The 18054-nt window shown below is 66.6% G+C and carries 14 protein-coding genes; 8 read left to right on the plus strand and 6 right to left on the minus strand.

Annotation, left to right across the window (positions count from 1 at the left end; all coding sequences use genetic code 11):
- Positions 1–210: 210 nt before the first annotated feature.
- The 4 genes from ACSHV8_RS36980 to ACSHV8_RS36995 form a co-directional block, all read right to left on the minus strand.
- Complete coding sequence (locus ACSHV8_RS36980; protein ID WP_436523616.1) at positions 211–1101, minus strand: YhjD/YihY/BrkB family envelope integrity protein; 891 nt, start codon at positions 1099–1101, stop codon at positions 211–213.
- 72 nt (positions 1102–1173) lie between these two features.
- Positions 1174–2223, minus strand: coding sequence for a glycosyltransferase (locus ACSHV8_RS36985; protein WP_436523618.1), 1050 nt, complete (start codon positions 2221–2223; stop codon positions 1174–1176).
- Complete coding sequence (locus ACSHV8_RS36990; RefSeq protein ID WP_436523620.1) at positions 2220–3332, minus strand: glycosyltransferase; 1113 nt, start codon at positions 3330–3332, stop codon at positions 2220–2222. Before ACSHV8_RS36990 ends, ACSHV8_RS36985 begins: the two co-directional genes overlap by 4 nt.
- 124 nt (positions 3333–3456) lie before the next feature.
- On the minus strand, positions 3457–3630 hold the full coding sequence (locus tag ACSHV8_RS36995; RefSeq protein ID WP_436523622.1) for a hypothetical protein: 174 nt from the start codon (positions 3628–3630) through the stop codon (positions 3457–3459).
- A 265-nt stretch (positions 3631–3895) separates the two neighbouring features.
- On the opposite strand from ACSHV8_RS36995, the gene ACSHV8_RS37000 reads away from it, so the two are divergent.
- The 4 genes from ACSHV8_RS37000 to ACSHV8_RS37015 all read left to right on the plus strand — a co-directional run bounded on the left by ACSHV8_RS37000 (position 3896) and on the right by ACSHV8_RS37015 (position 8999).
- The gene (locus tag ACSHV8_RS37000; RefSeq protein WP_436523624.1) at positions 3896–4330 is read left to right on the plus strand and encodes a hypothetical protein; all 435 of its coding nucleotides are present in this window, start codon (positions 3896–3898) and stop codon (positions 4328–4330) included.
- Positions 4331–4996: 666 nt separating this feature from the next.
- Complete coding sequence (locus tag ACSHV8_RS37005; protein ID WP_436523626.1) at positions 4997–6229, plus strand: tyrosine-type recombinase/integrase; 1233 nt, start codon at positions 4997–4999, stop codon at positions 6227–6229.
- A gap of 183 nt (positions 6230–6412) precedes the next feature.
- Complete coding sequence (locus ACSHV8_RS37010; protein ID WP_436523628.1) at positions 6413–7066, plus strand: hypothetical protein; 654 nt, start codon at positions 6413–6415, stop codon at positions 7064–7066.
- A gap of 214 nt (positions 7067–7280) precedes the next feature.
- Positions 7281–8999: an ATP-binding protein gene (locus tag ACSHV8_RS37015; protein ID WP_436523630.1), complete on the plus strand. Its 1719-nt coding sequence runs from the start codon at positions 7281–7283 to the stop codon at positions 8997–8999.
- A 274-nt stretch (positions 9000–9273) separates the two neighbouring features.
- Here the strand turns inward: ACSHV8_RS37015 and ACSHV8_RS37020 are convergent, their stop codons facing one another.
- Positions 9274–9705 carry an ASCH domain-containing protein gene (locus tag ACSHV8_RS37020; RefSeq protein ID WP_436523632.1) on the minus strand — a complete coding sequence of 144 codons (432 nt, stop codon included), beginning with the start codon at positions 9703–9705 and terminating at the stop codon, positions 9274–9276.
- Positions 9705–11774 (minus strand): GNAT family N-acetyltransferase, encoded by a 2070-nt coding sequence (locus ACSHV8_RS37025; RefSeq protein WP_436523634.1) that lies wholly within the window; start codon positions 11772–11774, stop codon positions 9705–9707. Before ACSHV8_RS37025 ends, ACSHV8_RS37020 begins: the two co-directional genes overlap by 1 nt.
- A gap of 314 nt (positions 11775–12088) precedes the next feature.
- Here ACSHV8_RS37025 and ACSHV8_RS37030 point away from each other — a divergent pair, with 314 nt between their 5' ends.
- From ACSHV8_RS37030 to ACSHV8_RS37045, 4 genes are all read left to right on the plus strand, one after another.
- Entirely contained in the window at positions 12089–13726 is a 1638-nt protein-coding gene (locus ACSHV8_RS37030) for a GNAT family N-acetyltransferase (RefSeq protein ID WP_436523636.1), read from the plus strand.
- A gap of 269 nt (positions 13727–13995) precedes the next feature.
- Positions 13996–15372 (plus strand): hypothetical protein, encoded by a 1377-nt coding sequence (locus ACSHV8_RS37035; protein WP_436523638.1) that lies wholly within the window; start codon positions 13996–13998, stop codon positions 15370–15372.
- Positions 15369–15941: a hypothetical protein gene (locus tag ACSHV8_RS37040; RefSeq protein WP_436523640.1), complete on the plus strand. Its 573-nt coding sequence runs from the start codon at positions 15369–15371 to the stop codon at positions 15939–15941. The genes ACSHV8_RS37035 and ACSHV8_RS37040 overlap by 4 nt, the downstream gene beginning before the upstream one ends.
- Positions 15938–17890 carry an AAA family ATPase gene (locus ACSHV8_RS37045; RefSeq protein WP_436523642.1) on the plus strand — a complete coding sequence of 651 codons (1953 nt, stop codon included), beginning with the start codon at positions 15938–15940 and terminating at the stop codon, positions 17888–17890. Before ACSHV8_RS37040 ends, ACSHV8_RS37045 begins: the two co-directional genes overlap by 4 nt.
- Positions 17891–18054: the final 164 nt, after the last annotated feature.

Consider the following 18054-nt stretch of genomic DNA (forward strand, 5'->3'; position numbering starts at 1 on the left):
GGACCGGCGCGTCGACGTACGCCGAAGCGGTCACCGCTGCGCCGGGGGGATGGGTTGAGGAACAGCGGCCCGGCGTAGCATTTTCCAACTCGATCTAGGAAAATTTCGTTGTTCTGCTGAGTTCTTGCAGACCGGGACATTCAATGTTTCAGATATGTCACTGGTTCGTCAACGGCTCTCGTCCAGAACCGAAAAAGACGCAGCCCTCGGCTACTCGCCGTCGTCGGCCCGGGCGGACAGATCGGTGACCTCACCGACCGTGCTGGTCGCCGTCAGCGCCGCGGCGAACAGGATCACCTGGTTGATCAGGTTGAGCGAGAACAGCAGCCCCACGGTTCCGGCGACGACCTGATACGTCGGGTTCGCCGCGACATGCTGCACGAGGACACGGCCGGCGGTCTTGAGCAGTTCCAGGCCGCCGGCCACGAGCAGGGCGGGCACGACGACACGACGCAGCGGCACGCGCAGACGCGGCAGTCCGACCAGGATCGCGGCCGCCAGCAGCGCGTTCACCCCGACGCTGACCACCAGACCGACCACGCTGAGCAGCCGGTGACTCCAGACGGCGCTCGCGGTGGCCGGCTCGATCAGGGCACCGGCCACCGCGATGGTCACGTACGCCGTGGCCAGCGAGACGGCCAGCAGCAGGCCCAGCCCGAGCAGCACGAGCAGATCGATGAGCAGGCGGCGCACGATGAACCCGGGGTACTCGGGCAGTCGCCACACCTTGCGGATCGAGGACCGTACGGCGTCCGCCCAGAACCAACCGGTCACCGGCAGCCCGAGGAAGGCGATGACGCCGGCGGTGTTGCGGGCCACCCGCAGACTCTGCACGTCGAGACTGGGCAGGTTCGCGGTGAGATAACGCTGCAGCTGCTGCTGCACCTCCGGCCGGTCCAGGACGAACCCGAAGGCCGCGAAGCCGAGCAGGGCGAACGCGAACGTCGCGAAGAACGCGTAGTAGGTGATCGCGGCGGCGAGCCGGCCGCCGTCGGCTTCGTCGTACCGCAGGACGGCACGGCTCAGGTGATCGAGCCAGCCGAAGCGGCGCCGGGCCCGCCTCCACGCCTCGACGGCCGGCCGCATCCTGCCTTTCGCCACCGAGACACCCACCATGGCCGATCGAGTTGCGCCGAGGAGGCCAGCACACCGCACCCTACGCCGGTCGAGCCCTCACCGGACGGTTCGGTGCTGGAGCGTGGAGATTCGGTGCTGGAGCGCGGAGGTTCGGTGCTGGAGCGTGGAGATGAAGGCCAGGGTCGACTCGGCGCCCTGGTTGAGATTGGGCCCGCCCGGGGTCAGCCCGTCGAAGCCGCCCCCGGTCGACGGGTCCCACATGACCTGACCGGCGTCGTTGTCACCGAGGAACCAGGCGACACACCGGTGCACCCCGTCCGTCCAGGCCGGATCGCCGGTGACGGCGGCGGCGGTGGCACAGGCGTCGGCCAGCGCGGCCACCTCGATCGGCTGCTGGTCGTAGCGCAACCGCGGAGTGTCGCGTCGCCAGCCGGCCACCGGCAGCACCGACAGGTGGCCGTCGCTGGTCTGGATGTCGAGCAGCCAGCTCAGCATCCGCAGGCCGTCGGCCAAGGCCGGCGGGTCGTCCAGGAGGTCGCCGGCCAGGATCAGGACTTCGGCCAGCGCGGCGTTGGCGTAGGTGAGCCGGTCCTGCGGCCACGGCCAGTGCGGATCGTGATCCGGGCGTCCGATCGCCGCCGCGGCGTCGGCCAGCAGGGCGGCCGCCGGCTTGTCGTCGGGATCGACGCGGAGCAGTTCGGCGGCGCCCAGTGCCGCGAACGTCATCGCCCGCGGACTGCTGCTCCGGCACGAGGCGCCCTGGCGGAAAGCGATCAGGGCGTCCTGGCGGATCCACGGCGCCGGGCCGCGGGCCGCGGCGGTGCCCAGGCCCCAGAGCGCCCGGCCCCACCAGTCACCCAGGGCCGGTCGATCACCCCAGGTCCGGTCGAAGCCGAGCCGGTTGCGGAACGCGCCACCCGCGTCCTGGGCGTGGACGAGGAAGGTCAGATAGCACTCGGCCAGCCGCAGCACCTCGGCCGAGGGGTCGAGCTCACGGCTGGTGACGACGAGGCCCCGGGCGACGTCGTCGGTGCAGTAGCCGTGCTCCCGGCGCACCGTGGCGTGCCGGGCGTGTTCGAAGAGTCCGGTGTCGTCGGTCAGCCGCGTCAGGTGCGCGAAGGGCGGAACTGTCGTCGAGACGCTCACGTGGCCACGGCGACCGGGCGGTTCTCGGCGACCAGGGTCGCGGCCAGTTCGTGGTACCGCTGGGCGACGGCGGGCCAGCCCAGCGCCTGGCCATCACGTTCGCGCAGCGTGGCGGCGAGGGCGGGCTTGGTCAGGATGCGCCGGATGGCGGTCGCCAGGGCGGCCGGGTTGCGATGCGGCACGAGCAGCCCGGGACCGTCGGTGAGCAGCTCCACCGCGTGCGGGAATGTGGTGGCGACGACCGGGATCCCGGCCGCCACCGCCTCGACCAGAACTCCCGAGGTGACCTGCTCGGTGGAGTCGTAGGGCAGCACGACCACGTCGGCCGAGCGGATCAGCTCCCCGAGCGCCCGATCGTCGAGATAGGCCGACTCGTAGCGCACGCTGTGCGCGATGCCGAGGGCGGCGCCGAGCTGGTGCAACCCGGCCCGGTAGGCCTCGCCGTGCAGCTCGACCACCTTGGGATGGGTCCGACCGGCCACCGTGTAGACCGGCGCGGGATCGAGATTCTGCAGCCGGGCCAGGCCGCGCAGCGCCCACTCGATGCCCTTGCCCGGCCCGAGCAGACCCCAGGTGAGCAGGTGCGGCCGGGGGTCCCGCCGGACCGGCGGACCGGCATAGGCGGAAGTGCCGTGCGGGATCACCGAGATCTTCGCGGCGTCCACCGCGTAGCCCGCGAGCAGCCGGTCGCGGGCCGCCCGGGTGCTGGTCACGACCGCGCCGGCGGCCGACACGATCTGTTCGAGCAGCGACTTCTGGCCGGGGGTGGGCTGGGTCAGCACGGTGTGCAGGACCACCAGGCTGGGCACGGTGAGCCGGCGCAGCACGGACAGCACCTCACCGCCGTCGCGCCCGGGGTAGATGCCGTACTCGTGCTGGATGACCGCGATGTCGAACGTGTTCAGCACCTCGGCGGTGTCCCGCCAGCCGGCCGGCGTTCCGGCCGTCCAGGTGTGCACCACGTCGGTCTGGGACGTGAGGTCGTCGCCCGTCTCGGCGACACGGACGATGCCGCCCCCGCCGAGGTGCGTGGCGAGCGCGGAGTTGAAGGTCGCCAGCCCGCACAGGGTGGGCGGATGGGTACTGAGGAATCCGTACCTGATGGTCATGAACCGTGCCTTCCGTTCGTCGACCGGCTGCGGAGGACGCGCCGGGCGGCGACACGTGATGACGGCGCCGAATCGGCGAAATCGCAGGCCGGATGGGTACGCGACGGTGAGCCCCGGCCCGATGTCACACCGGGTCGGACTCGGCCAGCGCGACCGGATCGAGGTGGAGCGTGGCCAGGAGCCCGCCGTGCACCGAGGAGTCGATGCGGTCCGGTAGTTCGCGGTCGACGAAATCGGCCCGGGCGTGCTGACCGCGTTCGCGAAGCACGGCGAGGACGGCCGCTTTCAGAATGATCATCTGTCTGCTCTCCCGGGTACGTCCGCCGAAGCTGGACCGGAGCCGCCGGAGTCTGGAGCGACACCACCACACTACGCGGTCGCGACGCGGACGTGGTCATCGCCGCTCCTCGGGTGGCAAACCCCACGCCACCAGGCTCCGGTAACCCGATCGAGCGAATGACACCTATTCGTGGCCGCCCCGCGTCACACTTGACGCGGCACGACGAGAGCAAGTCGCTCCAGACCCCGGCGGCAGCCTTCGCGACAGCAGCCTGGGAGCACAGATGAGCGTCTTCGCCCGAGACCGGACCGACCGGAAGCCCCCTACCGAGCTACGACTCGACGACAGCTCGCCATCGCCGACCATGGAGGCGATCTCGCGCGGCAGCCACGAAGCGTTCGCCGTGCTCTTCGACCGCACCTGCGCCGCCGTCGCCGCCGACCTCACCGCCCGCGTCGCCGAACCCCGCCGGCGGACGGCGATCCTCGCGGCCACCTACGTCGAGGTGTGGTGGCTGGCCGGCTGCCGCAGCGACGCCGACGCGGACGAAACCCAGTGGATCAGAAGCATCCTGGATCGGCGGGTCACCGAGCCGCACCGGCCCGAGGCGGGCCCGGGCCGCGCCGAACGCGAACTGGCCGACCTGCTGGGCCGCCCGGTCGAGGAGCTCTGGCCGAACGGCAACGGGGCCGACCATCGACCGTCGGCCCCGTCCTGAACTGCGAAGACGTCAGCCCTTAAGGAGCTGCCGAGCCATCACGATCCGCTGCACCTGGTTGGTGCCCTCGTAGATTTGGGTGTTCTACGCAGGCACCCCTTCTGAGCTGCGAAAACTCCTTCTTCCGGGGGCTCGGCCAGGATTTGGCCAGGACGCCTAGGACTCGTCAGCAGCTTTCTCGGCGGACCGGGGACCAAGGCCATCGACGCTTGACGATCTATGGGTCACCCAGCAGCAACCGGCAAAGATCAGTAACAACCAGCACCATCGGGAGCCCCAGGGGCCAGGGTTCAATAGGCGTAGATCGAAGAGGCCGGACCACCAATCGCCGGGCCTCTATCTACAGCCCACGTCGAACCTGAGGACCCCGGCCGCCGCGTGAATGCACGGCATTCGGCACTTCAGCGCTCACCAGAGCACCCGAAAAGCACGGCAAGTGAGTGAATAATCCATTTCATTACTACGAGTCCCATTCATTGGACTGCTGGCTGAACTCCGCTGCCCCGCGTCCCTGTCGGCCCTGATCCGGCAGGGGACCGGCTGGCTCCAAGCCCCAACGCGTACCCGCAACCGGCTGGTGAAGCTGCCGCAGATGACCAGCCGTCGAAAAGGTGAGACAACCTTTGAACAGCCACAGCGAGACTCCGGTACCGATGGAATCCCGGCATGGCGCATGCATGGGTAACTGCCCGTACCGCAAAACTCGGCTACACCTGCTTCTGGATGGACCCCGACAAACGGCAACGGCAGAAGGTGTTCCGGCTGAAGGGCGACGCCGACGACTTCCGGGCCAAGAAGGAACGCGAGATAGCTACCGGCACCTATCTGGAGACCGAGCGCGGTGCCCAGACCGTTGTCGCCTTGTTCGAGCGGTGGGCGACCAGCCGCGGCGTGGAGAACTCCACCGTCCGGCAGTACCGCAGCCTGCTCAACCAGGCGATCCGCCCGTTCTTCAAGGCCAAGACGATCGGCGCGCTGAAGCTCGCCGACGTGCAGGCATGGATCCTGTGGATGCGCGACACCAAGGTCTACTCGCCGCAGACGCTGCAGACCCGGTTCGGGTATCTGTCCGCGGCGTTGCAGTGGGCGGTCGACAACGACGAACTCGGCCGCAATCCTGCCAAACGGGCCAAGCTCCCCGGTAAACGCGCCAACGTTCGCCGCAAGGTCAAGGGCAAGATCGTCGTACCGACCCTCACCGAGATCGAAGCGCTGATCACCGCCTTCGACCCTCGCTACACCGCGATGGTCTGGGTGATGGTCGGTTGCGGGTTGCGGGTCGCCGAGGCGATGGGCCTGTGTGTCGACCAGATCGACTTCGAGCGCGGCTTGCTGTACGTCAACCGGCAGGTCACCGAGGACGGCACAACGGCGAGCGGCAAGAACGCCGGGCTGCAGCTGAAGATGTACACCAAGCACCGTGATGCCGACGACCCCGGACGCACAGTGCCGCTACCCAAGATCGTCGCCAACGTATTGTGCGCGCACATCGAGCGGTTCGGAACTGTCACCTGGAAGTCGTCCAAGTACCCTGTGCAGTTGCTGTTTCCGAACCACAGCCGCAGAGGGCTGCTGAATCAGAACTACCTGCGCAACAAGGTCTGGCAGCCAGCGCTGGCCACCTCGCGGGTGTCGTTCGACCGCACTCACACGATGCGGCACTTCTTCGCCTCATCCCTGCTCGCCGACGGCGTCCCGATCACCGACGTCGCTGAGTGGCTCGGCCACGCCTCACCCGAGATCACCCACGATTACTACGGACACTTGATGCCCGACGCTCCCGATCGTGGGCGTGCCGCGATGAACAATGCGATGGCAAGCCTGCCGGACCTGCGTGCGATCGCGGCCAACAGCGGCCGACACGATGGCCGCCAGTCGAAGCAGGCTGCCGCAGCCTAGAAAAAGCACGGATCCCGGCGGACGAGAATTTGACGGCAAGACGGAGAGAGCCAGCGTCGGCATCCACGCCGGGCGTAGCTCGACGGCCGCTGGCCGACACCCAGAAAGCGCCGGGGCGATTCGCACATGTTAGCTATTGTGGACGGTCGTCTATGTCGCCGAAGCTAGGACGAACGTCTAGTGATGTCGCGTTCGCCGGGAACCTCGCCGGCACGATCCGCCCGGAAGTCACTGATCGATGCCATCGCAGCCGTCTCGACTATTCTAGCGCTGTTCGTTGCCCTGTTTGCCTGGCTGTTTCCGCGTTCGCCTGACCCTGGCGCCGTGGCCGAACCGGGGCAGAGTCCTGCAACGGCACAGCCGCGCATCTCCGCCCCGCGCGCGATGGACTCGGCTGACCCGACGGTGGTTTCGTCAGTCAGGCCGACACCCACCACCCATGACACTTCACTGGCCTACGACCGCACAGAGCTCACGATCAACTGCGGCACGGGGGTGGAAATCGACTTGGACGAACCACGAGTATTTCCCGTCTCCGGGGAGGATCTCACCTACCATTGCATCGACCAGGAGTTCTGGCTCGCCACCGGCGCGGCCGGCGGGTATTCGAACACTGCCACGCCCGCCACCCTCGACACATGCCTCGAAGCTCTGCGAGTCTCGGCTTTCGACGAGACGACAACTCGGGTCTCTGCCGGGCTCAGCTTTTGTGTCTCCACCGCAGACCAAGCGCGCGACAAGGGCAAGATCGTCCACGTCGAGGCGCTCACTGACGGCTGGAGCGGGCACGTGACGATCGCGGTGACGGCCTGGCGGAACCCCGCTAACCGGAACTAAACCCTCCGCGGAGGGTCCTGTCGCAGCTCATGAAGGACGAACGGCCGCGGCCGCCGCCGAGTGCCGCACCAAGCCGCTGGCCTGGACAGTCAGTAGTTCACCCTCAGCGAACCGGCATGACGGTGCGCCGCAGTCTTCACACCACTTCACAATGCTTCACACAGTCTTCGCACGTCGCTTGCGAGGTGTGAAGCTTGGGTGATGAGATGGACCCATGAGCGCTGAAAGCGTCAGGGAAGCCCTCGCCACGTTGCGTCGAATGGGCGGCGAACCGACACGAATCGAGGCGAAACGTGCCGCAGGCGGGTTACCCAAGGCGGTGCGCGAGACACTGTCCGCCTTCTCGAACACCGACGGCGGGACGATTTTGCTCGGCGTAGACGAAGCAAGCGGCTTCAGCGTGGTCGAGCTCACCGATCCCAGTTTTCTCCGTGATGCGCTGGTGCAGATGTCACGAGACGACATCACTCCACCGCTGCAGATCAGCACTGAGATCGTCGATGTCGAGGGCCAGCGGCTGGTCGTGGCCGAGGTCCCCCCAATGTCGGCGGACCGCCGGCCCGTCTACGTCACCGCGCAAGGAATCTCCGGCGGTTCCTACCTTCGCGGAGGAGACGGCGATCGACACATGACCGAGGCTGAGATCGCCCTCGTCATGGCGGCCCGGACTCAACCGGTCTATGACCGTGAGATCGTCGAAAGAACCTCCGTACAGGACCTGGATGAGGAGGCATGGCGGCGCACCCTGCGCCGGGTTCGGGCCGGGTTCCCCAAACTCGCACAGTCCGACGACGCCACGGTCCTCTTCCGCCTGGGCATCACCGCCGGGCGTTCCGAGGATGCCCCCCTGACCCTGGCAGGGCTGTTGGCCTTCGGCCAGTTTCCACAGCAGTTCTTTCCCCAGTTGATGGTCTCGGTTGTTGTACACAGCCCAGACTCCAGCTCCGGAACCCGGTTCCTCGACAACCAAACCGTTCGTGGCCCCATCCCTGAAATGGTCGAGACAACGCTGGCCATGCTTCGCCGCAACCTCGCGGTCCGCGCAATCATCAGCGAGTACGGCTCACGCGTGGACGAAGTCGAGTACCCCTTGGAAGCGGTACGCGAGGCGGTCGTCAACGCCCTGATGCACCGTGACTACAGCCCGGTGACCAGAGGCACTCAAGTGCAGATCGAACTGTTCCCCGATCGTCTCGTCGTCCGCAGCCCTGGCGGACTCTACGGCGGAGTCGTCGTCGACGAACTCGGCGAGGAAGGCATCTCCTCATCTCGGAACGCAGTATTGAGCAGCCTCCTCGCAGATACTTACCTCCCGTCATCGAACGAACTCGTGGCGGAAAACAGGTCCTCGGGCATCCCTGCGATGCTGGCCGTGGCCCGGCGCCGAGGACTCCCCCGGCCGAGCTTTCGCAGCTCGATCGCCAGCTTCGTAGTCACCATGGCCCGGTCTGAACTCCTCAGCCCCGAAGTCCGCGGCTGGATCTCCCGACTCGGGGCGCACTTGCCCACACAGGCACATCACCTCGCTCTTGCCATGCTGCGCGACGACTACCTGACCAACGAGATGCTCCGCCAGTGGGGAGTCGACCGCGTAGCAGCCGGCCAGGTCCTCCGCGACCTCGTCGATCAAGGACTGGCAGTGAAGGAGGGCGGCAGACGCTATGCGCGGTATGTCCTCGACCCCGCAGTCTCAGGCCGGTCAGGAGCTCCCGATCTCTTCTCGGCGCTTTCGCCTCAAACGCCGCCCGATGTCGCCGAAGCGCTCAAGGCACGTGGGGAAGCGACAGCAGGCGAGCTCGTTGAAATGACCGGACTGTCCCGTAATGCCGTCTTAAATCATCTCCGTGCTCTGGCCAGAACCCAGGCTATCGAGGTCATAGGACCTACCCGAAGCCCCAAACGTCGCTACCGATGGGTTGCCCCTCACGCCTGAGCAGCATGATCGCCGGAGCACCGTTGCCGGAAAGGATCCCTATCGCCTACAGGAGCAGACCCGAAGCGGAACAGCGCAACACCGCCTTGCGGTTTCAGGTTGCCGAGATGATTGCCGCCGACACAGGCAGCCTGCCGCGGCCTAGAACGGCGCGAACAATGGACAGACGAGGCTCGGGCAAGAGAACCGCATGCCGTGCACAGCGACGGTATGTCCTCCGGCCGGCCGCGGGCCGGAACCTCGCTGCATGGGCCGCCTGGCGCGGCGAGGGCGATCAGGCTTTGACAAGGTCGCGCAGACCTGCCGGGTCACCCGCCGCGACGTAGCGGAAGCTCTGCGGCGGCTGGAATGGCGCCTGCTCTCGAAGATGTCGCAGAGGTAGTGGTTCGTTGAGCCGGTTGACTGCTCTGATGTGCAGCAGATGCGCGTTGGCGGCGCCGTCGAGGTAGGCGTCGTACTCCTCGCGGCTGACACCGAGATCTTCGTGGAACCGGCGCCACCCGTCGCCGGGAAGACAGACGGTTACCTCGCCGAGCCTGGCGGTGCCGACAACCGCCATCTGGGGAGAACTGGCGTAGAGAATGATCGGCGTGCCGGGCACGGCGTTCACCGGGCGACGCCGGATTTCGATGACTTTCGTGCCCGCCAGGATGGCGGCGGCGAAGCGGGGGCGGAGCGAGAGCAGCAGTGTCCGCTGGTTTGTCATCAGGCTCGACCTTCCTGGTAGAGGGCAGCGAACAGGGCCGCGGGGATCCGGGTGGGTTGTTGTGGCGGGTTGACGGGACCGCCGTGTTCAAGGGCGAGACGGCGGATCGTCTGCCTCAGGATGAGCCGCGGGAAGATCTCGGTGTTGGTGAACCGCAGGGCTTGGGCGATACCGTCGCGGGCGGCCTGGTGAACGGTGTTGCGGTCCCAGACGCCGAGGTGCTGGAACCGGTCGTAGAGTTCGTCGGCCGGGGCGGTGATGACGGAATCGAGCTGCGAGCAGGCGATGATCGCCGCAGGCTGCTGCGTAGTCTGTCCGCCTTTGCTCATGTACCACAGCAGCCGCGCCGGTGCCTGCGGTCTGGTGCCACCGGGGCTGCGGTAGTAGACGTGTTCCCGGCTGATGCCCAGGACGTCCTGGCGGGGCAGGAAGCTGGCCGGGACACCCAGCAGCTGCGACGAGTAGGGCTGCTGGATGGGGATGAGATAGGTCGGCAGCTCACTGTCGAGGATCTTCGTCGGCCACCAGATGCGTTCGAGTTCGGCAGCAGCGACGGCGGGCATACCAGATCTTAACGGGGCGGGCTCGGGTAATCCGGCCACCCTGGCGGCTGAACTCGCCACCCGTTCGATGTCAGATGCCGTGCCGAGGGTGTCGATGACGTAGCAGTAGAGGGTGTCGGCGGCTTCCTGAAAGCCGTCGTTGAGGGCGGCAAGCTGTGCCTGGGGCGACAAATGCGAATCCGCGATCTGGATCATGGGGAGTGCGGCGTCGCGCGCCGACTCACGTAACCGAAATAGCAGCTGCCTGGCGAGAGTGTCCGCGAGGGGCCGGTTCGCCACCCGTAGCAGCGGCACCTGGAGGGCACCCGCTGTGCGGGTGGTGGCATAGGCAGCCACCAGTTCCCCGGACGGCTGGAAGACGCCCAGCCGCTGGGCGCCGATCGTGGCGAGGCTGGTGAGTGTGTTCTGCAGGTCGCGGGGACGTTCGCCGGTGGTGTGATTGCGCAGGGTTTCAACGGTCTGGTTCTCACCGCTGCGCAAGCGCCGTTCAACGTAGCCGGTGTCGTGAAGGCTGGCGGGGCGATACGACTCCGCGTGCGCTAGTTCGTCGATATGGGTGACCACGTCGGCGGGTCGCATGATGCGCAAGCCGTACCGTTCGGCGATGCCGCCGTAGATCCTGGTCAGTTCCCGGTCGTTGGTGACGAGCACGTTCAGTCCGGCGGCGATCGCCTCGGCGACGTGCTGCAAGTCGAGCAGGTCTTGCCGGTCTTTCGGGTTGGCGGCGACGAGTGGGCGGGTGTGCTGCCGTAGCTGGGCGATGACCTCGCCGCGGGTGCTGGGATCGGAGCGGACCGCGGTGAATCCCTGTGCGCGTTCGGTGCAGCGGGTTCGCAAGTCGCTGTCCATGCGGTCAATCTCGGTGTTCAGCGCCGCGGTACGGATGATCTCCAGCAGTCCGACAAGGTGGGGTGCGAGCAGCGCGTAGGACTCGTCGGCGTTGGTCCGGCCGGGTTCGGTGAGGTCACGCAGGACGTTCATGTCGATGGCCGCGCGCACGAGGACCGTGTCGGCGTCCACCGACAGCAGGTTGGGGTGGCCGTGGTCGCGCCACCAGTCGATCAGGATCTCGCCTTTGGCGCCGCGGCCGCGTCGTTCGCCTCGTTGCGCGAAGCCGAGCCGGATCCACATCTCGCCAAGGTCGTAGTCGCGGCGGCACCGTGCCGAGATTCCGAGGTGGTCGCTGTGGCGTTCGCTGATGTCCTCGACGAGCAGCCGCGCGATACCCGTACCCCGCCACGTGGGATCGACGCAGAGGTGGCTGAGCCGAACGCGTCGGCGTGCCAGCGCGTACAGGGCGTATCCCACGGCAAGGTCGCCAGCGTAGGCGAGCAGCAGGGTGCGGTTGTCTGCCGCGTCGCTGTAGCCGGAGAACGGCATGTGTCCCAGCGTTGACCGGGCCGCGTTCCCCAGCTGGATGGCGGCGTCGATGGCAGCGCTGTCCCGTGAATCCGGTCTCGCCAATCTGATCGATTCCGGTATCTCGGTACCCCGCTTCGCCGACATGAACGCAGTGTGCACGATCCACTGTGTTGAGTGAAAGCCATTGCAGCCTCTTTGCGTTGAGGACCTCGGTGGCAGTGAAGTGCAGGTCGGCGACCTGGCACCGCTCAAGGTGCTTGCTGGACGACAGGCCATAGCGGCCGAGGTTGACGAAGCGGTCGGAGGATTCACCGTTGTCGCCGCCCTGAGCCGCGATCTGCGCCGTTCCCGGATCCGCCAGAGCATGGTCGGATTTTGGCTACGCTCACCCATCGAAATCTGCCAAATAGTAACGGTACGGTTACTCGCAGCAATATTCGCTGTGGAGGGAGTCGCCCGTGAGCAAGCGCAGCAGCCGGTCTCGACGCAGGGAGCCGATCCGTCGTCCGATTCCGGCAGCACGACTGTCCGCTTCAACGGGCAAGGTCGCTGACCTGACCGAGCAGCACTTAATCGACGGGTGGTCGATGACCGAGCAGGTGCGAGTGCGGCTGGCCCGCGGCGAGGACATGGCCGCAGTGCGCCGGCTCACCTCGTTAGCCGGCGCCCGGCTGGAGGACGAGGTCGTCGCGGCAGTGGAGGCGGGCGTCGGCGGGGCCGCTTTGCAGGCCGGTCTGAGTGGCGGTCCGGACACGTTCATGCGGTACATGGCCGAGAAGTTCACTGGACCACAGGGCACGGACCTGGGTCGGCTGCTGCCGCCGACGACTCTGGTGCTGGTAGCCGAACACGTCGAGCACGGCGTGGTCGGTGCCGTGGTCGCGTATCCGCCGGGCGGGGTCATCCAGCAACTGGTGGAGCACCAGCGGCGGATCGGCTCCAGCGGTCAGCAGCGATTCCAGCTGGTCATGGCCGCCGTGATGTGGATCGTGCGGATCAAGGCGATCGCGGTCGATGAGGCCATGCGCGGTCAGGGGATCGGCAGCGCGCTGCTCTACCGCTGCCAACAGGTCTATACCCATTGCGGCTACATGATCACGTACGGGCAGATGGCAGACAGCTCAGCGCTGGAACGGTTCTACCGCAGCCACGGCTTCGACATCCTTGATCGCGACAGCGGCTTCGACCCGTGGATGGTCCTCGGGGTACATGCCGAGATCCGCCCCGACCCCGGCGAGCGCACGTTCGTCCGCCACCAGAAGCCCGGTTCTGATCGGAGCCGACCCGGCCGGGTGCCAGCGCCGCGTCGGGCCAGGACACACTTTGACCCTGGCACCCTGGCTCTGCACGACGATCACCTACCGGCCCTGTTGATGCAGGGCTCCGGCGAGTACCTCGCCATTCAGTTCCTGCCCTTGCTGTGGGTTAAGATGGCCGAAGGCCAACGGGCAAATGCTTGCCTTGACGCGTGCGCCCAGCTACGACATGCCTACCAGTTGTTCGGGATCTCCGCCGAAATCCTGCCGGTCGGCGTGGCGCTCCACCATCCCGACGGTAGCCGCACCCAGTACGCCACCGACGAGCCTCGCTGGCATGACGACACCACCTTGATCGGGCACACCATCCTGTTGTTACCCCATCACGACAAGCTGGTGGATCCGACCATCGAGCAGGTTCCCGAAATTCGGGCACTGCGACAGGGCCCGGTCGTCGGCCGAATCCCTCGGCAGAGTCGAGACGCCCTGCACGATGGGCAGACCAGTTTCGGCGTACCACGCGGAGATCTACTGATCGAATACCAACCGGTCCGGGCCGAGTACCGCGACAGACTCCTGAACGGATCGCTGCTCGCCCGCAATGACTCGGAGTATCGGCGTGCCGCCGCCAACCTGGCGATGATGGCCATCCAGGCCTTCCGCGGCACCGACGCCGCCGACCGGATCCGACAGACTGCAGCCTTCCCCCGCCTCACTGCCCTGATCGACACCATCGGCGACGCCCCGATCGAGGCCAATGAGGATGCAGGCGACTTGCTAGCCCATCTACCAGACGGACCACGTCGCCTCGACCAGATCCCTCTTCCACGGCTGTCATAGCTTTTGAGAAGCAACTCACCTGCACGGATTACGGATCCCCGACCGCCTGCCGGAGACCCGGAAGTGAACTGAAGGCAGAACGGCGCGATCGCGGAGCCATCCATGGTTTGGCCTCACCTGCTCGCCCGACTCCGGAACCCTGGAGCGTTCGCCGCTGTCGGCTTGGCGACAGGCCTCTACTGTCGCCCGCGCAATGGCCGCCCTGATACGGTGCTGCGACCACAAGCGGTGAGTGCTTCGATACCTACGGATATCTGTGCGGGTGGCGGTTGCAGGCTGAAGACGGAGCGGTTTCGGCCGCTGATCTTGTGGTGACGCAGGAGCCACCCGACGATGCCGGTGCTCGGACTGCGGATCTGTACGAGTGGCAGGCTGTTATGGCCGCGGCGGACGGATTGCGGCTCTATCTAAACGCTCTGGGCACGTCGGGCGAACTCGTCGCGGCAGAGGGCTGCCGGGTGTTGTGTGAGCGGCACGAGGACTGGGTGATCCTGCGCGACAGGGATGCCGAGTTGATCTCCGCCAAGCATCCGGGTCTCTCGTTCGGCGCCTACACGACTCTCAATTCGCTGGCCGATGACGGCGGCGTCGGGCATCTGTTCAACCGCTGGATGACCATGGGCGAGCAGGCGACGTGCCGGCTCGTGACGACCGCTGGCGTGGACAAGCAGCCCAAACAGCTGACTGCACTGGCAGACACACTGCAGCAGCGGCGGCTTGCCGGTGTCGATCTGCTCGCCGACGGCGAATTTGAGGAATTGCTCGACGCCTTCGGTGCCGCGCTGTTGAAACACTGCGATGGCCTGCCCGAGCGATGGAGCGCCGACGCCGGAGGCCAGGCTGATGCGGTTCCGAGTCGGGATCAGCGGCGGCAGATGGCGCGCTTCCTGTCGATGTTCCGCTATCAGCCGAGCCCTCTGCGGGACTATGTCGGCTTTGCAGCGCCGTCGATGTATGTGCAGCCGGTGCTGCGGCGTTTAGGCAGCTCGGTTCCTGCCGACGCGGTGTGGGGAGCGGTTCTGTCGCTGTTCCGCGCTCGGATGCGGGCTTGTGGCCCGACCGAGGCGGGCGGCCTCCCGGCGGTTCTGGCGGCTCCGGTGGGTGCCGGAATCCCGAGCGTGGCCGAGTTGGAGAAGGATCTGATGGGCCGGATCGTCACGTTGGGCGATATTGATGTGGCCGTCCGCGCTGCGCTGGCGTTCCCGTCGGGTTTCGCGCGGCTGCCGCGGATGCAGCGCACCAGCCGTCTGGCCATCAAGATGGAGGTCGGGGGCTGCTCGGACAATGCTGTGGAACGAGCGGAGCAACTGCGTCTGGATTACCAGGATTTGATGCGTGAGCGGATGGCGGGTGATCCGCTGGCTCGCGCCGAGGAGATGCGGCTGCGCCGCATGTTGTTGCGGATCAGCGACACCGCGACGTCGCGGGTGAGCGATCCGGATGCGGAGTGGGGTACCGCTCTGTGGCGGGAACTTGAAGCTTCGCTTGAGCAGCAGGCTGCCAAGTTGCCTGACGATATGGATGTGGACCTGGCTCTGGGTGGGCTATGTGACTTGTCCAACCGTTGTCAGGTGTGGTTCAGCGAGAAGTTCGACATCGACAGCGAGGTTGAGCGCCGGCGTGGTGAGGGAGGTGGAGGATCATGACGACGGCATTCGAGGCCGCTGAACTGGCGTTGCTGCGGGAGGATCTCGCCTACCACCAGGCTCGCGTGTTGCTGCTGGTGACCGCTACCGCCGCGGAGCGAGGCCACAACCGCAAACTCGACGGGCTCACCAAGCTCGCGAAGCTGGACTTCCTTCTGCGCTATCCCGCTCTGGCCACGCAGGTGCTGGATGAGCTCGACCCCGACGATCCGCGTCTGCACCTGAGCGAGGACGAGATCGAGCAGCCCACTGACGTGGAAGCCCCGATGACCCGCTACAAGTACGGACCCTGGGATGACCGTTACTACGCGATCATCGGTGCTCTGGTCGGGCGTGGCCTGCTGCGCTACGCCCGCGGCCGCAAAGGCAGCGTGGCGCTGGTGCCGACCTCTGAAGGCCGTGACCTGGCCGGGCAGCTCGCCGACGCCTCCGCCTGGGAGGTCATCGCTGAACGCAGCCGGGCCATCGCGCAGGCATCGACCGGTCTAACCGGCAACGCTCTCAAGGATCTCATCTACCAGAGGCTGTCCGACCTCATGGACCGACCCCATCGACAGGTGATCCGTTGACCACCACGTTTCGTCTCAACGCCGTCGTCCTCGACACCGTCGAAGGGACCGTACGGCACGAGTTCCCCAGAGATCTGACGATCCTGGCCGGCCCGACTGGCGTCGGGAAGACCACGCTGCTGGAAGCGATCAAGTACGGCTTCGGCCTCGACGGCGTACTGGCTCTGGTCATCACCGACAGCGTCACCGACATCAGCGTCGATGTGAGCATCGGCGATGAGCGCTACCAACTGTCGCGCTCGACGGACCCGAACAAGCGGCGCAACGTCCGGGTCACCGACCTGAAGACGCAGGAGCGGCTGCCCGATCACAGCACCGATCTGGACCAGGCACCCAGCCTCAACACCCTGTTGCTGAACGCGCTGGGCCTGTCGGCCGACATGCGGGCGGCATCGAAGAACAGCACCAGTGGCAACCCCGGCACCCGCATCTCGTTCGCCGACGTCTTCTCCTTCCTCTATGTCGCGCAATCGGACATGAACCGGGACATCGCCCGGAGCCAGGACCAGTACCTCGAACCGAAACGCAAAGCGGTCTTCGAGCTGCTGTTCATGCTGACAAACGAGAACATTCTCGCCCTGCGCTCCGAGGCCAGCAGGCTGAACGCCGAGGTGTCGGCCGCGCAGAAGGAAACTCAGACCATCCGCAGTTTCCTGCGCACCACCAACACCACCGGCAAGGAAGAAGCGCTGAGCGCCCTCGGTGACGCCACCAACGATCAGATCGCCGCAGAGGCGCAGTTGAAGGTGTTGCGGGAAGCGATCAACCCGGCCGTCGACCGCGAAACTCAGGTGATCCGCGACTTGTTGACCGACACCGAACGGCGGCTGGCGGACGCCCGGGCGACGGTGACCGCCCTGAGCCGGCAGCAGCGGGAACTCACTCGCGAGCGGAGCCGGGTCGAAGCCGATCTGGCCCGGCTGGAGCGCATGCGCGATGCCGGCGCCCGGATCGCCGACATCGAGTTCGTAACCTGCCCCCGATGTCTGCAATCGCTGACAGCCAGGCCGGTTGCCGAGGGCGCCTGCCGAGTCTGCCTTCAGCATGATCCGGTGACGACCGGGCACAGCGATGACCAGTACGAGCAGCGTCAACTGGCCGAGCAGATGCGCGAGATGGAAGCGCAACTGGTGGTACTGAGGGAACAGCTCGCCGCCACCAAGGAAGCGGTCACCGATCGCGAGGCTCTCGTCAACCGGCTCACCGTGGAGATCGAGACTCGGACAGCGGAGCGGGTCACGCCACGCCTGCAGGCATACACCGACGCCGCCACCAAACTGGCCAACGCACAGGCCCGGCATCGAGAGCTGGAAACCGTCCTGCGGCAATGGGACCGGGTCGACGATCTGCGCCGCGTCGAAGACGAGCTGCGCGCCAAGCGTGATCGCATCCGCGGCGAGTGCCAGCGGCTGGAGGCGGATCTAAACGAACGCCGAGACTCGATCATCGGACAGCTGAATTACCAATTCGACCGGATCATGCGCAGCATCGGCGTCCCCAGCGTGAGAACCGCCGAGATCAGTCCGACCACCTACCTACCGCTCCTGAACGGTAAGCCGTTCCAGAAGTCGAGCAAGGGCGGCGGCATCATCACCGCCACCCAGATCGCTTACTGGACATCGGTCCTCTACGTGGTGGTGTCTCGCGGCGACACCCGATACCCGTCGTTCCTGCTGATCGACAGCCCGAGGATGGCGTTGAACTCGGCGACGAGCATGCAGGTAGCTCTCTACCGGCGGCTCAGCGGCCTCGCCGGCGCCCTGCCCGGAAAACTGCAACTGATCGTCGCCGACAACGAGCTTCCCGCAGCCGTGCAACGTGACTTCGCGGAGATCGACTTCGACTACGACGCGCCCACGGTGTCCACCATCGGGCACCCGGGTCCGGCAGCCGTGGACACCATCTACGAGAACGACACCGAGCAAGACGAACCCGAAGCCGACCAGTGAACACCGGCAGGAACCGAGCCGACCTAGGTCGGCTCGGTTCCTGCCGGGTCAGGGCAACTGGCCGGGTCGCACGTTGAGCATCGTGGGCTCGGCGGTCTCCACGCCGCTACCGGCGGCGGGGTCCGAGAGACTGTCAACGCGCGCACGGTTGGCGGCAACGCCAT

This window comes from Actinoplanes sp. HUAS TT8 (assembly GCF_051380535.1).
GTDB lineage: Bacteria > Actinomycetota > Actinomycetes > Mycobacteriales > Micromonosporaceae > Actinoplanes.

Bases quoted from the DNA above. Each gene is read 5' to 3' on its own strand.
- ACSHV8_RS36995 (WP_436523622.1), bottom strand. From the start codon at position 3,630: ATGATCATTCTGAAAGCGGCCGTCCTCGCCGTGCTTCGCGAACGCGGT.
- ACSHV8_RS37010 (WP_436523628.1), top strand. From the start codon at position 6,413: ATGTCGCGTTCGCCGGGAACCTCGCCGGCACGATCCGCCCGGAAGTCA.
- ACSHV8_RS37040 (WP_436523640.1), top strand. From the start codon at position 15,369: ATGACGACGGCATTCGAGGCCGCTGAACTGGCGTTGCTGCGGGAGGAT.
- ACSHV8_RS37025 (WP_436523634.1), bottom strand. From the start codon at position 11,774: ATGTCGGCGAAGCGGGGTACCGAGATACCGGAATCGATCAGATTGGCG.
- ACSHV8_RS37005 (WP_436523626.1), top strand. From the start codon at position 4,997: ATGGCGCATGCATGGGTAACTGCCCGTACCGCAAAACTCGGCTACACC.
- ACSHV8_RS37020 (WP_436523632.1), bottom strand. From the start codon at position 9,705: ATGACAAACCAGCGGACACTGCTGCTCTCGCTCCGCCCCCGCTTCGCC.
- ACSHV8_RS37000 (WP_436523624.1), top strand. From the start codon at position 3,896: ATGAGCGTCTTCGCCCGAGACCGGACCGACCGGAAGCCCCCTACCGAG.
- ACSHV8_RS36990 (WP_436523620.1), bottom strand. From the start codon at position 3,332: ATGACCATCAGGTACGGATTCCTCAGTACCCATCCGCCCACCCTGTGC.
- ACSHV8_RS37015 (WP_436523630.1), top strand. From the start codon at position 7,281: ATGAGCGCTGAAAGCGTCAGGGAAGCCCTCGCCACGTTGCGTCGAATG.